Origin of the sequence: Mannheimia massilioguelmaensis (assembly GCF_000940515.1) — a bacterium.
GTDB lineage: Bacteria > Pseudomonadota > Gammaproteobacteria > Enterobacterales > Pasteurellaceae > Basfia > Basfia bettyae.
This window is the reverse complement of record NZ_CDQL01000006.1, coordinates 331,393-345,380: the sequence shown is the minus strand read 5'-3', so window position 1 is coordinate 345,380 and position 13,988 is coordinate 331,393. Positions and strand designations below refer to the sequence as shown.

General features: G+C 42.6%; 17 protein-coding genes. All 17 read left to right on the top strand.

Annotated elements, in window-relative coordinates:
- The first annotated feature begins 2 nt into the window (after window positions 1–2).
- The 17 genes from BN1226_RS06395 to BN1226_RS06320 all read left to right on the top strand — a co-directional run bounded on the left by BN1226_RS06395 (window position 3) and on the right by BN1226_RS06320 (window position 13,988).
- A complete protein-coding gene (locus BN1226_RS06395; protein ID WP_044470467.1) occupies window positions 3–713 on the top strand; it encodes a phage antirepressor KilAC domain-containing protein in 711 nt (236 codons plus the stop codon).
- 66 nt (window positions 714–779) lie between these two features.
- The gene (locus BN1226_RS06390) at window positions 780–1,004 is read left to right on the top strand and encodes a hypothetical protein (protein WP_044470466.1); all 225 of its coding nucleotides are present in this window, start codon (window positions 780–782) and stop codon (window positions 1,002–1,004) included.
- Window positions 1,004–2,497 carry a phage portal protein gene (locus BN1226_RS06385; protein WP_044470465.1) on the top strand — a complete coding sequence of 498 codons (1,494 nt, stop codon included), beginning with the start codon at window positions 1,004–1,006 and terminating at the stop codon, window positions 2,495–2,497. The genes BN1226_RS06390 and BN1226_RS06385 overlap by 1 nt, the downstream gene beginning before the upstream one ends.
- A complete protein-coding gene (locus BN1226_RS06380; protein ID WP_044470464.1) occupies window positions 2,494–4,464 on the top strand; it encodes a ClpP-like prohead protease/major capsid protein fusion protein in 1,971 nt (656 codons plus the stop codon). Before BN1226_RS06385 ends, BN1226_RS06380 begins: the two co-directional genes overlap by 4 nt.
- 76 nt (window positions 4,465–4,540) lie before the next feature.
- Entirely contained in the window at window positions 4,541–4,864 is a 324-nt protein-coding gene (locus BN1226_RS06375; protein WP_044470463.1) for a DUF2190 family protein, read from the top strand.
- A complete protein-coding gene (locus BN1226_RS06370; protein ID WP_044470462.1) occupies window positions 4,857–5,159 on the top strand; it encodes a hypothetical protein in 303 nt (100 codons plus the stop codon). Before BN1226_RS06375 ends, BN1226_RS06370 begins: the two co-directional genes overlap by 8 nt.
- Window positions 5,159–5,677 (top strand): phage tail protein, encoded by a 519-nt coding sequence (locus tag BN1226_RS06365; protein ID WP_044470461.1) that lies wholly within the window; start codon window positions 5,159–5,161, stop codon window positions 5,675–5,677. Before BN1226_RS06370 ends, BN1226_RS06365 begins: the two co-directional genes overlap by 1 nt.
- Window positions 5,677–6,084 (top strand): phage tail terminator protein, encoded by a 408-nt coding sequence (gene gpU / locus BN1226_RS06360; protein WP_044470460.1) that lies wholly within the window; start codon window positions 5,677–5,679, stop codon window positions 6,082–6,084. Before BN1226_RS06365 ends, gpU begins: the two co-directional genes overlap by 1 nt.
- 2 nt (window positions 6,085–6,086) lie before the next feature.
- Window positions 6,087–6,740: a hypothetical protein gene (locus tag BN1226_RS06355; protein WP_044470459.1), complete on the top strand. Its 654-nt coding sequence runs from the start codon at window positions 6,087–6,089 to the stop codon at window positions 6,738–6,740.
- A 67-nt stretch (window positions 6,741–6,807) separates the two neighbouring features.
- Window positions 6,808–7,215, top strand: coding sequence for a hypothetical protein (locus tag BN1226_RS06350; protein WP_044470458.1), 408 nt, complete (start codon window positions 6,808–6,810; stop codon window positions 7,213–7,215).
- Window positions 7,216–7,229: 14 nt separating this feature from the next.
- Window positions 7,230–7,481 carry a phage tail assembly protein T gene (locus BN1226_RS10595; protein ID WP_077064995.1) on the top strand — a complete coding sequence of 84 codons (252 nt, stop codon included), beginning with the start codon at window positions 7,230–7,232 and terminating at the stop codon, window positions 7,479–7,481.
- A 62-nt stretch (window positions 7,482–7,543) separates the two neighbouring features.
- A complete protein-coding gene (locus tag BN1226_RS06345; RefSeq protein ID WP_044470457.1) occupies window positions 7,544–7,744 on the top strand; it encodes a hypothetical protein in 201 nt (66 codons plus the stop codon).
- A gap of 65 nt (window positions 7,745–7,809) precedes the next feature.
- Window positions 7,810–11,133, top strand: a complete 3,324-nt coding sequence (locus tag BN1226_RS06340) for a phage tail tape measure protein (RefSeq protein ID WP_044470456.1) — start codon at window positions 7,810–7,812, stop codon at window positions 11,131–11,133.
- Window positions 11,133–11,462, top strand: coding sequence for a phage tail protein (locus tag BN1226_RS06335; protein WP_044470455.1), 330 nt, complete (start codon window positions 11,133–11,135; stop codon window positions 11,460–11,462). The genes BN1226_RS06340 and BN1226_RS06335 overlap by 1 nt, the downstream gene beginning before the upstream one ends.
- Window positions 11,462–12,178, top strand: coding sequence for a phage minor tail protein L (locus tag BN1226_RS06330; protein ID WP_044470454.1), 717 nt, complete (start codon window positions 11,462–11,464; stop codon window positions 12,176–12,178). Before BN1226_RS06335 ends, BN1226_RS06330 begins: the two co-directional genes overlap by 1 nt.
- A gap of 2 nt (window positions 12,179–12,180) precedes the next feature.
- Complete coding sequence (locus BN1226_RS06325) at window positions 12,181–12,912, top strand: C40 family peptidase (protein WP_044470453.1); 732 nt, start codon at window positions 12,181–12,183, stop codon at window positions 12,910–12,912.
- Window positions 12,913–13,355: 443 nt separating this feature from the next.
- Window positions 13,356–13,988 carry a tail assembly protein gene (locus BN1226_RS06320; protein ID WP_044470452.1) on the top strand — a complete coding sequence of 211 codons (633 nt, stop codon included), beginning with the start codon at window positions 13,356–13,358 and terminating at the stop codon, window positions 13,986–13,988.

The following is a 13,988-nucleotide window of genomic DNA, read 5'->3' as shown; positions in this document are numbered from 1 at the left end:
AAATGAATAGCCTATTTGCCCTGAACCAACAAACATTAACAATGTCCAGTCGTGAGATTGCGGAGCTTTGTGAAAAACGCCACGAACTGGTATTACGAGATATTGCAAACCTAAATGAAGCATATCAAAAAGAAGGGTATCCAATAATTTTGGAGACCCCCTATATTCACCCACAGAACGGGCAAACTTACAAACATTGCCTTCTTACACAAGAGCAAGTTCTTGATTTGGTAACTGGTTATAAGCACGAAATCCGAATTAAAATCAACCGTCGCTGGCAGGAACTAGAACAAAAACAAGGCAAGCCCGATCTAATGATCGCACTTAACGATCCAAGTTTCTTGCGTAATGCTTTGGCTGAATATTCAGAAAAAGTGATTGAGCTCACTCCGAAAGCCAATGCCTTTGATCGTATTGCGACAAAATCGGACGGATCGTTAAATCTAACCGAATCAGCAAAACATTTACAAGTGCCGCCGAAAAAGTTTAATCAGTTCCTATTTGCTCACGGTTGGATCTATCGCCGTACAGGCGGTAAATCTTGGGTGGCATATCAAGATAAACTGAAATCGGGCTATCTTGAACATAAAGTGCATACCGTCCATCAATATGACGGCACTGAAAGCCTTTATCCGCAGGTATTGATTACTGCCAAAGGTTTAGCAAAGTTGGCACAAATGCTGGAAATGCCACAACAATTATTGCTTGAATAGCAAAAAATTTCACAAAACCGACCGCTTGCAGCTGAATGCCGCAAGCGGTTTTTTATTGGAGTAAAAATGAGCCTTTACACCATAGACGAACTTAAACAAAAAATCCGTACGCTTGATGAAAAGATTGAGCAAGCACAAAGCCAAGTTACCTTTAACGGTCGATCGGTATCTTACCAGGTGGCGGAACTTACCAAGCAGCGTGACCGCTATCAAAAAATGCTGGATGAATTGCTGGCGGAAACCGGTCAGCGTACGAAAAAACATCGTATTAAATACGCGAGATTTATCTAATGAATATATTGGAAAAAACCATTGCAGCAATATCTCCACGCTGGGCGGCAAAACGGTCACAAAGCCGTTACGTACTGAATGCGTATGAAGCCGCATTGCCAAGCCGAACGCATAAAGCTAGTCGAGACGGACAAGGTGCTAACACAAATGTACGGCAAAGTGCGGTTAGTCTTAGAGAACAAGCGCGAGCCTTAGACCAAAATCACGATATTGTCATCGGTATTCTCGATAAAATGGAAGAGAGAGTGATTGGCTCGAAAGGCATTCATATTGAACCGCAACCACTGACAAAATCAGGTGATGTAAACGAAGAGCTAGCAGAGCAAATTCGCAAACTTTGGGCTGAATGGTCGGTGAAACCTGATGTAACAGGCTTATATACAAGACCGTCATTAGAACGAATGTTGTTGCGCACGTGGTTACGTGATGGTGAGGTATTTATCCAGCTGGTCAAAGGTCATGTTATCGGACACGAACACGCAACCAAGGTCGCATTTTCGATTGAGGCATTGGAGCCTGATTTTGTGCCAATGACATCGGATATAGGCAATCAGGGATTAGTACAAGGCGTGTATCTTAATGCTTGGCGCAAACCTACAGCTTATCAAGTATATCTTAATAATCCGCAGGAAGCCGTTAGTCACTATGGCAAAATTAAGCAAGTATCAGCTGAGAACATGCTGCATTTAGCATTCCGCAAGCGATTACATCAAATCCGCGGTGTCAGTATGTTGCACGGTGTCATTATTCGTCTTGCTGACTTGAAAGAATACGAAGAAAGCGAACGTGTAGCAGCACGTATTGCCGCAGCGATGACGATGTACATTAAAAAAGGTGATGCAGCGTTGTATGACGATGACAATACAGATGAGAAAGGCACACGACTTTTTGATATTGCACCAGGTGCAGTGATTGATGACTTAAAACCCGGTGAAGATGTTGGATTGATTAACTCTAACCGACCAAATGTCAATCTTGAGACTTTTAGAAATGGTCAGTTAAGAGCGACAGCAGCAGGTACAAGATCGAGCTACTCCAGTATTGCTCGTGATTACAACGGCACATACTCAGCACAACGACAAGAGCTGGTAGAAAGTTTTGAAGGTTATGCGGTGTTGCAAGATTGCTTTGTCGCTGCGGTATCTCGTCCGATTTACCGTGAATGGCTGAAAATGGCGATTGCATCACAAGCAATTAAATTGCCAGCAGATCTTGATACAAACTCTCTGTTTAATGCGGTGTATTCAGGGCCTGTCATGCCATGGATTGATCCAATCAAAGAAGCCAATGCGTGGAAAGAGCGTATTAAAGGTGGTTTAGCAACAGAAAGCCAAGCGATCCGCGCAAGTGGTAGCAATCCTGCTGAGGTGAAACGCAGACGAATTGTTGAAGTTACCGAAAATAAAGAAGCTGGATTGAAATTTGATACTGATTTAACAAATACACAGGTTACAAGTAAAAAATCCAATAATATTGAAGAGGGAGAAGCATGAAAACATGGTTCAAAATTAAAGCCTTAGCCAAGGATACAGCTGAAATCTCAATTTTTGAAGAAATTGGCTATTGGGGCGTAACGGCTCAACAATTTGCTAAGGATTTAACCGCACTTGGTGGCAATATCCGACAGATTAATTTACACATTCACTCACCTGGTGGAGATGTATTTGATGGAATCGCCATTTACAACTTATTAAAAAATCATACTGCTAAAAAGACCGTCTATATTGACGGTCTTGCTGCATCTATGGCAAGTGTGATTGCGATGTGCGGAGATGAAATCATTATGCCTGAAAATGCGATGATGATGATCCATAAGCCTTGGGGAATCCAAGGTGGCGATGCAGAAGATATGCGTAAATATGCTGACTTACTCGATAAAGTCGAAAGCTCTTTACTTATGGCTTATACCAGTAAAACAGGTAAAAGCGAAGAAGAAATAGCAGCAATGCTAGCGGAAGAAACTTGGCTCAATGGCAAAGAATGCGTGGAGTTGGGTTTTGCCGATAAATTAGCCGAACCACTTGTGGCGATGGCGCAATTACAATCAAAACGTTTAGAGGATTATACAAAGATGCCTAATCAAATTAAAAATATGTTCACCAAGCCACAAGGCAACGCTGGTACAACTACACCAGCACCAACTAATGAGCCAGCTCAACCAAAAGAAGAGCCAAAAACACAAGCTACGGTAGATAATACCGCACAAATACAAGCTGCGATGAATAAACGCAACTCGGACATTAAAGCTGTATTTGCGCCATTTGGTGCAGCTCACAATGATTTATTAGTGGAATGCTTAGGTGACTTATCTATCACCGCGGAACAAGCCAAAGATAAATTACTTGCGAAACTTGGTGCAGATACCACACCGAGCGTACCACAAAATCATATTCACGCTGGCAACGGTAATATCGTTGGTGATGGTGTGAAACAATCTTTAATGGCTCGTGCAGGTCAGGATAAAGACAAAACCAACGCTAAAGATAACGCTTACAACGCAATGACCTTGCGCGAATTAGCTCGTGCGTCATTGGTTGATCGTGGTGTAGGCATTTCAGGTTTAACTCCAATGCAGATGGTTGGTCTTGCCTTTACGCACTCAAGCTCCGACTTTGGTCAAATCTTGATTGATGTAGCGCATAAATCCTTACTCAAAGGCTGGGAAACTACCACTGAAAACTATGAGCAATTCACTTCGCGTGGCATCTTAACGGATTTCCGTCCTGCGAAACGTGTTGGCTTGGGTGAGTTTGGTTACTTGCCAGAAGTGGGCGAAGGTGAAGAATACACTTACGGTACAATCGGTGATGAAGGTGCATCAGTGGCATTGGCGACCTATGGGCAATTATTCAGCATTACTCGTCAGGCAATCATCAATGACGATATGCACCTTTTAACCAAAATTCCTGAAAAAATGGGACAAGCCGCACGCGCTACAATCGCTAAATTAGTCTTTGCTTTGATCACTGGCAATGCCATTGCGCAAGACGGCAAAAAACTCTTTGATGCAAGTCACAAAAACAGCCTAACTAATGCTGCCTTAGATGTAACAAACATTGATAAAGCAATTCAGTTAATGAATGGTTTTGTGAATAGCCGTGGCGAACCATTAGCGATTGAGCCTGAATTTATGCTTGCACCAACATCATTGTACACAAAAGCACGACAAATCTTAGGTTCGTCAAGCGTGGAAGGTGCAGATATTAATAGCGGTATTATCAATCCAATCCGTGATATTGTTGATCCGATTAAATCTGCTCGTTTACAAGTGGCTGATCCTAAGTCTTGGTACTTACTCAACAAAGAAGCGATCGAAGTGTCTTATCTTGACGGTGTAGATACGCCTTACATTGAGCAACAACAAGGCTTTACTGTGGATGGTGTGGCAACTAAAGTCCGCATTGACGCAGGAGTTAACGTGATTGATTACCGCGGTATTGTTAAAGTGACAAACGCTTAATCAATTTGTTGTGTAATTTGACCGTGCTTTTTAAAAGTGCGGTCTTTTTTATCCCTAAAAAAAGGAAATCTAAATTATGGCAAAAAATTATGTACAAGACGGAAATACAATCCGTTTTACGCCAGCTAAGTCTGTTGCCAGTGGTGATGTGGTGATTGTCGGCGCTATGGCGGCAATTGCTGTCACTGCGGTAGCAGCAAAAGAAACAGGTGTTGGTTTAACCACAGGTGTATTTACTGTTAAGGCTAAACAGGCAGATGACATTAAACAAGGTGCGGTGCTTTACTGGTCTGAAGCAGACGGTGCAACCACAACAGCGGCAAGTAATATTAAATTAGGTGTAGCTTGGTCGGACAGTGGCACGTCATCCACACAGGTTGACGTGAAAATAAATGCCTAGCCTCTTTGATCTTGCGTTACAACAAGCCGATCGTGTGATCCAACAAACCATTATGACCGACTACGAGATCAACGGTGAGATTTATCAGGGGGTCTTTGACGAGATCCCCCGAGAAATTGAACCTACTGGCTATAGCGGTCATCTCGCGCTAAATGGTGCCTATCGTACGCTCACCCTGTTTAAATCACAGGGTTATACCCCGAAACGTGGCGATGTTGTGGTGATTAATGGTAAGCGTTATGGCGTAACGGGTTTTGGCTACCAAGACGGCTATATAGTTTTACAGGTGGAATAATGTCTCTACAAGATGATGTAGCTCGCGTCCAGCGACGACTTAATGATATTGGTAGACAAAAAGTGCCAAGAGCCGCAGTTAATGCGATCAACAAAGTAGCGCACAAGATTGGCAACCGCGCCATGAAAGCGGTCGCGAAAGATGTTGGAGTGCCGTTAAAAACAGTGCGTGGACGAATGAAGCTCGAACGTGCTAAGAATAAGTTGCCCGTCGCTAGATTGCGCATTTTGCGCTCGGATATGCCAGCAATACGACTACTTGAAAACCGATCAAATCGTATTTGGGTTGGTCGCGGTGGGATTGTTATTGGTAAATATGCTATCTCGCGCGGCTTTCGCCAACAGTTGCGAAATGGTCGAGAGCACATCTTACAACGTGACGGTCGCGCGCGTTATCCGATTGATGTAACCAAAATCCCCGTGGGGGATATGATTACGCGTGAGTTTACCAAAGCAACGAGTAATTATGGTACCGAGATCAAACAAGAGCTCGTCAATCAATTAAGAGATACCATCTAATGCAAGATCTAAAAAAAATCCGAAAGTCGGTTTTTGACTTTTTAGACGGACAAATTGACGGTGTGGACCATTATTTTTGTGGGCACACCGTTTTTTTATCCGCAGAGACCGACCTGCCAGCAATCTGCGTCTTTATTGATGATGTCCAGTCCGATGACAGCACGCTATGCGGTGCTTATTGGGCTGGCAAACTCAGCGTACAGGTGTATTTAAAATCATCACTCCCCGAAGATGATTTAGACGACCTAATGGAGCTTGTTATCAACAAGTTAGACGGTTATGCGTCCGACGAGTTAGAGCTGCTCCAACTGACCGCCATTACATACATCAACGACGACAGACAAACTGAGTGGATTGTGGGCAGTATCCAATATGACATCTCATTTTACCGCAAAGGAGCGGCATAGTTATGGCAACAACAACTCCCTTTCAAGGGTCTAAATTTTATCTTGGTGTAGGTTTAGACGCGACAAAAAAAATCACGGCGTGCACCTTGTCTCCTGCGACAATCACGATTGCATCAAGTGGTTACGCTAAAGGTGATGCAATCACGATTGACGGTTTAGGCGCATTAAACGGCACTTATCCGATTAAATCCGTTGCGAGCGATACAGGTTTAATTACGCTGGCGGACGAAGTGGACTGGTCTGGTTATGATGCCCCGTCATCATTTACCAACGCGACAGCGGCAAAAGTCCAATGGTCCGACAATTTCTGCCAGATCAAAAGCATTGAAGGTGACGGTGACACGCTGGGCGAAGAAGATGTCACTACGATGTGTTCTCAGGGCACCGAAACGGAAGCGGGCGAAATTGAGTATGGTTCGATCAAACTCACCTTTTTCTTTACCCCTGCGACCAAAATGCAACAAGATTTGCGTAAAAAATTTTACAGCAAAGAAAACTTTCCTTGGTTGCTGGTATTAACCAATAAACAAGGATCTTTATATGGCACTGGATTTATCCAAACATCGCCAAACTTTAGCGGCGAAGTAAAAGGAAAATACGAATCTGGCGTAACCATTAAAAAAGCAAAACGCGATTATTTATTGCCTGTCGCGTAATAAAAAAATAAAAGCCAAAGTGGATTAAAACATTTTGGCTTTTTTAAATTAAATTTGGAGTAAAACTATGTCTTTGCGTGAAAAACTTTTAAAAAACACCCCAAAATTGACCGCACTTGAAATCAACGGTGAAAAATATTTTATTCGCGAATTTAATATTGGCGAAATGAATCAGGCGTTATATGGTCAACAGCAAGAATTAATTAAATTAGCTCAAAAACAAGGGATTGAGTTAAATTTTAACGATGAAGACGAACTCGCCAAACAATTAGCGCAAGTTTATGATCCGTATCGTTTAGCGCGTAGTTTAGCGACACGCTTATGTGACGCAGACGGCAATAATATTTTTGACCCAGACAACCAAGACGACTTGGACGCTATCTCAAAACTTGATAAAGATACCTTTGAGCAATTTACCAAAGCCTTGTCTGACTTTGCCCCAAAAGACTTACCAGCCGACGCAAATCACAACTAAATTTAGCGTTAGCGCTGGGTAAATCGCTTAGCGAAATAGACCAATTATCCGAGCGAGAGTTTGCGGAGTGGGAGCTTTTTGCGCAAGAGCAGCCATTTGGCTTGTGGCGAGATGACTATCGGACCGCACAAATATCCCATCTATTAGCCATGATAAATCGCAACCCTAAAGCAAAAGACCCCGAATTAATGGAGTTTATGCCATTTTTTAAAAGTAAAGATGACGTGGAAAATGACGGCTCCGCCGAATATTTAGCTAACCGCTAATAACACTTGATATTAATTGTAGTTGTGTAATAATTAAGCAAAAGTAACAAAGGAGCGTAAATATGTTTGGTGGATTTATATTTTATACATTGTTTTTTATTTTATGCTTTGGTTTGTTACTTGCGGTGCTAACTCTGCCTTATCCATATCCGTTGGTTGTTTTTGGATTAATTGCGCTGATATTTTTATATCAGATTATTAAAATAATCCGAGATAAAAATTTAACCAGATCGCAAAAATGGGATAAATTATTGGGTAAATAGCTAAAAATTAAAAGTTCCTTTAAAGGTTCACTTCGGTGAGCCTTTTTTATTTGAGAGAAATTGATATGTCGGCAGTAGGCAACTTAAATATTAAATTGGGCGTGGACACCGTTGAATTTCAGGCATCGCTAAACCGTACGGGGATGCAAGCAGAGCAGTTTGCTAAAAAATTACAAGCAAATTTTGATAATGCCAGATTAAAAGCGCAACAATTTTCGTCGAAAACGTCTAGTTATTTAAATAATATCGACGCAGCAATGTCTAACCTAAACAATTCGGCACGATTGACGGTTTGGACGACCATTTTTAGCAATTTTGGTGGATCGCTTGGGTCGCTTGGTAAACATGCAGAAATGTACCAAGAAATTGCCAATAAACTACGTTTAGTTGAACCAGCTGGCATTAGTGCAACAAAAGGTTTGCAGTCAATTTTTGACATCTCTCTTAAAACCAATCAAAGCGTAGACGCTACATCGAGTGTCTATCAACGCTTTGCGCAGAATGCCCAATCCTTAGGTATTAGTCAAGCGCAAGTCGCCAGTCTAACTGAGACCGTGTCAAAAGCTGTAGCTATCTCTGGTGCGAGTGCGTCAGCTGCTCAAGCTGCATTAACACAATTTGGGCAATCTTTAGCGTCTGGGGTTTTTCGCGGCGAAGAATTTAACTCAGTGATGGAACAAACACCTGGGCTTGCGCAAGCAATTGCTATAGGGCTAGGGGTGAGTACTGGCGAGCTACGCAATATGGCAAAACAAGGTCAGCTCACAATGGACGTGTTGATCCCTGCTCTCGAAAAAGCCAAGAATAGTGTGGATTCGCAATTTGCCACACGCGTGGTGACTGTCTCTGGCGCGTTTGAAAACCTAAATACGGCGACCATCAAATGGGCTGGCGAATTAGACCAGACTTTGGGGCTTAGCCAAAAATTTGTTGGCGTTATCGGTGGCGTGTCTCAGCACCTTAATGCGATTGGTGGTGCGGTTGGCGTGGGTACATTAGGCGCGATCGCGAACCAGTTTAAATCGTTTGTCAAAACAGGCAACGAGCAAGCGGTAATGGCGGTGGCTGCCGCCGAAGCGGAAAAAGTGCGCACACAAGCACTCCGCGAACAAGCCGTAACCGAAATGAATTTGCTCCAAATCAAGGCAAATCACGCACGCACCGATGCGGAGCGATTGGCGGTGATTGGTCAATTATCCGCAGCCGAAGGCAAATTAACCGCGGCGATCAACGCGGAAGCAGCAGCACAACGTAATTTAGCGGTAGCGCAAAAACAAACCAATACTTTATCACGGCTTGGCGCGGGCGCATTAAGTCTTGTTGGTGGACCTATTGGTGCAGTCTCAATCGCATTGGCGGCAGGCGCTGGCTTTTGGTTGGATTACTCGCAAAAAACTGCTGAAGCTCACAACAAGGCACTGGCGTTTGCCAATGATTTGCCAACATTGACCGCGGAAATTGAAAAAATGAACTCAATCCAGCTTGGCAGTGAAAAAGCCAAAGCAGAAGAAAGTATTATTGCTCAACAACAAGAAATCAAGAAGCTTGAGAAAACAATCAGTGATCTTGAAAATCAAATTCGTAACACGCCAAAATTAACCGTTATCACAGATGACACTGGTTTTGAGATTACAATTGAAAATACTCAAAAACTTGCCAAACTTAACCGCACATTGGCAACAACCAAAGCAGATTTACAAACGGCACAAGAAAAATTAAATGATACCCAAGATATAAGTAACGCTATTTCGGCGCAGTTGGCTGATCGAACAGAAGAGATGATTGGCTTCGTCGAACGCTATGGTGATATGACACTGACAAGCGAAAACCGCATCAATACTTGGGCTGATTCAGCGAGCAGTGCTATTGGTGATTTTGATGGTTTAACAGTGTCTGTCAATGGTTTATCGGGTGCATTACAACGCTTGTCTGGTATGTCTATCTCGCTCCCAAGTGCAGATAAAATCGCGTCACAATTAAGTGATGCGGCAAAACAGTTGATCGAAAAATCAAAACGCCAAACCGCAATCATAAATGAAAAAGATCCAGCCAAAAAAGCAAAATTACAAGCCCAAGATTATGCACTTGGCTTAGATAAATCTAAGTTTTCGGATTATGACATTGCGCAAATAGAAGCGCAGAAAGAAGCCGAATATCTCGCCAATGCAACGGGTCGCTCTGGTGGTAAAAAATCAGGCAGTAAGGGCAAAAAAGGTGCTGGCACCGATTATCAAAAACAATACACTGACCAACTCACCGAAATGCAACAGCGGTTAGCAGAGTTAAATGCTAATGCTGCGGATATCCAGCTATTTGGTCAGACATCTCAATACCAAGAAGTTAATAAATTAACTCAAGATATTGCGACAAACGCAGAGAAATATAAAAATTTTGGTGCTGAAGGTGTGGAAAAATTAAAGTCAATGGCAACACAGATTGACTCGGCTAATCAGCAAGTGGCAATTTCTCAATTTAGCTATGACAACACCGAAAAACTGCAAGCGTTGGAGTTTGAGTTAACTTTACTCGGTAAAACTAAAAGCGAGCAAGAATTGATTAATTACAATCATCAGCTCGATGTCGATGCCGCTAAACTCAAAATTGGAATGACTCAAGAAAACATTGCTAAACTTGATGAAGAAATTGCCAAGCTCAAAGAACGACGTGCGGAAATTGAAAAGCAAACAAATGAACGCAAAGTTAGTGCGGTTACTGGCGTTAAAGATGGCATGGCACAGATTGAAGATGATGTAACAGATGTGGCGGGGAATATCTCAAACATTACCACATCAGCTTTTGATGGGATGTCTAGTGCAATCACTGATTTAGTGATGACGGGTAAGGCGGATTTTAAATCTTTGGCGACATCGATTATCTCGGATATTAGTAAAATGATTGTCAAAATAATGTTGTTTAATGCGATTAAATCTGGGATGTCCGCTATTGGATTTGGTTTTTCTAGTGGTGGCTATGTTGGCTATGCTACGGGCGGTTTAGTTGGTTTTGACGATGGCGGTTTTACCGGTCTAGGCGGTAAATATACCCCTGCTGGTATCGTCCACCGTGGCGAATATGTCATCACCAAAGAAGCAACCTCACGGATTGGCTTGGATTACCTCAACTACCTTAACTATGGTAAGCGTGGTTTTGCGACTGGCGGTGGGGTTGCGGTGCCAAGAGTGCCGTCATCATCGTACCAACCAAAATCGGCTCAAAGCAGTATTAGCGTACAGGTGATCAACAACGGTGAACCTGTTGAGGCAAAAGTGAGCCAAAAACAGCAAGGCGAACAAACGCAAATCACCGTAGAGCTAATGCGAAAAATTGCCCGACAGGAAGCGAACGGAGCAATCCAAAACAACTTCCGAGCTGGAGGAGTATTTGCCTAATGGAAACATTGAAATGGTGCCTACGCACCGATTTTTCGGTGGAAAACAGCCCCGAAATAATGGAAGTAAAATTTGGGGACGGCTACACCCAACGATCTCCCAAAGGCTTAAATAACCTGTTGCGAACCTATACTGGTACAATCAAGGTGAAGAAAGGGGAACATTTGGCGGTGGAAGCATTTTTTGCTAAACATCGAGGTGTTTCCCCTTTTTATTTTAAAGATCCTTACACCCAACAAAACAAAAAAGTGGTGTGTAGCAGTTGGCCAGCAAAAGCCTCAGGCTTGGAGTACTGGGAATTCAGTGTAACCTTCAAGGAAGTGCCATAATGCCTGTCAGTATCTCGAACCAAATGAAACTTGACCTCTCAAAACTTGAACAAAATGCAATGCTTGATTTGTACGAGGTGTCTTTACGTAATCTTAAAGACAAAAACGGTACGGCAGGCGGTGTTTACAGATTCTATTCAGGCTTGAATGAGCTGAAAACAAGTGTGGTGTGGCAAGGGAACACTTACGACCCTTACTCAATCGAGGCAACAGGGTTTGAGCGAAACAGCAGCGGACCAAGCAACCGCCCTACTCTTACGCTATCAAATCTGTTTGGCTTAGTTACGGGTATTGCTAATCAGTTTGATGAATGTATCGGAGCGATTGTCCGCCGTCATCAGGTTTACGCTCAATATTTAGATGCCGTTAATTTTGCCGCTGGTAATCCTAAAGCCGATCCAAATCAGGAAATCATCAGCCATTTTGTGATTGAGCAACTCACCAGCCTGACCAGAGAAACCGCTACATTCACGCTGGCTTTGCCGATTGAAACCGATAACGCCAAGCTCCCAAGTCGCATTATTATGGCGGATACCTGCACTTGGATTTACCGCTCGCCTGAATGTGGCTACACAGGCTCACGTTACTTTGACGAAAAAGACAACGCAACTACCGACCAAAAAGCGGACAAATGCAGCCATTGCCTGAATGGTTGCAAACTACGTGGCAACCAACGCAATTTTGGTGGATTTGTGTCGGTGAATAAATTGGGGTAAAAATGGAACTCGAACAACAGATTATCAACTACGCTCTTGAAAACGAACCGTACGAAATGTGCGGTTTTATTGTTTTTGACGGCACGCAAAATCAGTTTATCCCTTGCGAAAACCAAGCAGAGGATAAAGCCAATTATTTTGAAATTTCCGATCTTGATTACATCAAGGCGGAAGAAAAAGGTAAGTTAGTGGCGGTGGTGCATTCCCACCCTGAGCCAAACAGCAAGCCAGTGTTATCCACCGCAGATCGGCAAATGCAGGTACAAACAGGGCTGGATTGGTGGTTGGTGCAAAATCAGCAAATCCACAAATTCCGCAATGTACCGCCGTTGATTGGGCGTGAATTTCAGCACGGTGTAATGGATTGCTATACACTCTATCGTGATGCCTATATGTTGGCAGGCTACGAAATGGACGAGTTTGAGCGAACAGACGACTGGTGGCACACAGGGCAAAATCTCTATTTGGATAATATCCAAGGACAAGGCTTTGAGCGAGTAGAAACGCCCCAAATCGGTGATGTGATTTTAATGCAAGTGGGGGCGGATGTGCCAAATCACGCCGCAATTTATATTGGTGGACAAATGGTGATTCACCACAGCCCAAACCGATTATCTAAACGTGATTTATACGACGGCTACTGGCTCCGTCATACGCACAGCATTTGGCGGCATAAGCTGGCAGATAAATTAGATTTTGACGGCATATTGAATGATATTGCGGTTCAATATTAGCAAAAAATCTTTAAAACAGTTTAAAAGAAATTAAGTCTTTAAGTTGTGAAAATACACTTAACAAAGCAAACGTGTGGAAGTTCTTCCTCCTTACATAGAAAATTAGCATTGTTATGATTTCACAGCGCAATCGGAAAAAACAAACCCCGAAGCGTTTGCAGCACCTCGGGGTTTCAATTTAACCATTATCGGAGAATGATTAAATATACTATGGAAGACATTTTAAAACTAATTATCCCTTTATTCAAGGAGTTGTTTATGCAATACGGTCTATACGAAATTACTGCTTGCGTTTCTTTCATTGTTTTTATATGGCAATTCGCAAACATTTTAAATGCTATTAGGTCATTACGAAATAAATAAGAGAAGCTTTCCATTTAAGCAATATCTTTCTTATTAAGAAAAGAACATCTTGACATTATAAAATAGTAGAGATACTCAAAATGATTACAGTCAAATTCTACGGTAACCTTAAAAAATTCGGCTCAGACTTTAAACTTGAAGTAAAAGATACAGCAGAAGCGATCCGAGCCTTGTGTACGCAAATACACGGCTTGCGTGAAACCCTACGAGACGGCATTTATAAAGTCCGTATTGGCAAACAGTATTTAGATAATTCGGCCCTTGAAAAAGGGCTTTTTTATCGCCTAAAAAAAGGGCAAACCATTACTTTCACGCCTGTGATTCAAGGAGCAAAAGGCGGTGGTATTTTTCAAGCTGTATTAGGTGTGGCATTGATTGGTATTGCGATGTTTGCTCCACTAGGTTTAATTGGTGGTATGGCTGGATCAAATTTAATTGGCTCAATCGGTATTGCGATGACATTAGGTGGTGTTGCTCAAATGCTAACGAGGACTCCAAACATGTCATCAGGCACAGGTAACGAAACAGAAAAAGAAAGCTCAACAGCGTTTTCGAACCTAAACAATCTCGTTGCTCAAGGTAAACCTGTGCCTTTAGCTTACGGATTAATTCGTACAGGCTCACTGGTAATTTCGCAAGGTGTTGAGACAGTAACGATTAAAGAAAATAAACCAGCAAACCGAAAAAAATCAATTTTTAGCAAGAAAGGTTAG

What these genes read in the sequence shown, in the direction of transcription:
- BN1226_RS06365 (WP_044470461.1), top strand. Translation starts at nt 5,159, where the DNA reads ATGTCTCTACAAGATGATGTAGCTCGCGTCCAGCGACGACTTAATGAT.
- BN1226_RS06395 (WP_044470467.1), top strand. Translation starts at nt 3, where the DNA reads ATGAATAGCCTATTTGCCCTGAACCAACAAACATTAACAATGTCCAGT.
- BN1226_RS06340 (WP_044470456.1), top strand. Translation starts at nt 7,810, where the DNA reads ATGTCGGCAGTAGGCAACTTAAATATTAAATTGGGCGTGGACACCGTT.
- BN1226_RS06390 (WP_044470466.1), top strand. Translation starts at nt 780, where the DNA reads ATGAGCCTTTACACCATAGACGAACTTAAACAAAAAATCCGTACGCTT.
- BN1226_RS06330 (WP_044470454.1), top strand. Translation starts at nt 11,462, where the DNA reads ATGCCTGTCAGTATCTCGAACCAAATGAAACTTGACCTCTCAAAACTT.
- BN1226_RS06355 (WP_044470459.1), top strand. Translation starts at nt 6,087, where the DNA reads ATGGCAACAACAACTCCCTTTCAAGGGTCTAAATTTTATCTTGGTGTA.
- BN1226_RS06375 (WP_044470463.1), top strand. Translation starts at nt 4,541, where the DNA reads ATGGCAAAAAATTATGTACAAGACGGAAATACAATCCGTTTTACGCCA.
- gpU (WP_044470460.1), top strand. Translation starts at nt 5,677, where the DNA reads ATGCAAGATCTAAAAAAAATCCGAAAGTCGGTTTTTGACTTTTTAGAC.
- BN1226_RS06325 (WP_044470453.1), top strand. Translation starts at nt 12,181, where the DNA reads ATGGAACTCGAACAACAGATTATCAACTACGCTCTTGAAAACGAACCG.
- BN1226_RS06370 (WP_044470462.1), top strand. Translation starts at nt 4,857, where the DNA reads ATGCCTAGCCTCTTTGATCTTGCGTTACAACAAGCCGATCGTGTGATC.
- BN1226_RS06350 (WP_044470458.1), top strand. Translation starts at nt 6,808, where the DNA reads ATGTCTTTGCGTGAAAAACTTTTAAAAAACACCCCAAAATTGACCGCA.
- BN1226_RS06385 (WP_044470465.1), top strand. Translation starts at nt 1,004, where the DNA reads ATGAATATATTGGAAAAAACCATTGCAGCAATATCTCCACGCTGGGCG.
- BN1226_RS06320 (WP_044470452.1), top strand. Translation starts at nt 13,356, where the DNA reads ATGATTACAGTCAAATTCTACGGTAACCTTAAAAAATTCGGCTCAGAC.
- BN1226_RS06335 (WP_044470455.1), top strand. Translation starts at nt 11,133, where the DNA reads ATGGAAACATTGAAATGGTGCCTACGCACCGATTTTTCGGTGGAAAAC.
- BN1226_RS06345 (WP_044470457.1), top strand. Translation starts at nt 7,544, where the DNA reads ATGTTTGGTGGATTTATATTTTATACATTGTTTTTTATTTTATGCTTT.
- BN1226_RS06380 (WP_044470464.1), top strand. Translation starts at nt 2,494, where the DNA reads ATGAAAACATGGTTCAAAATTAAAGCCTTAGCCAAGGATACAGCTGAA.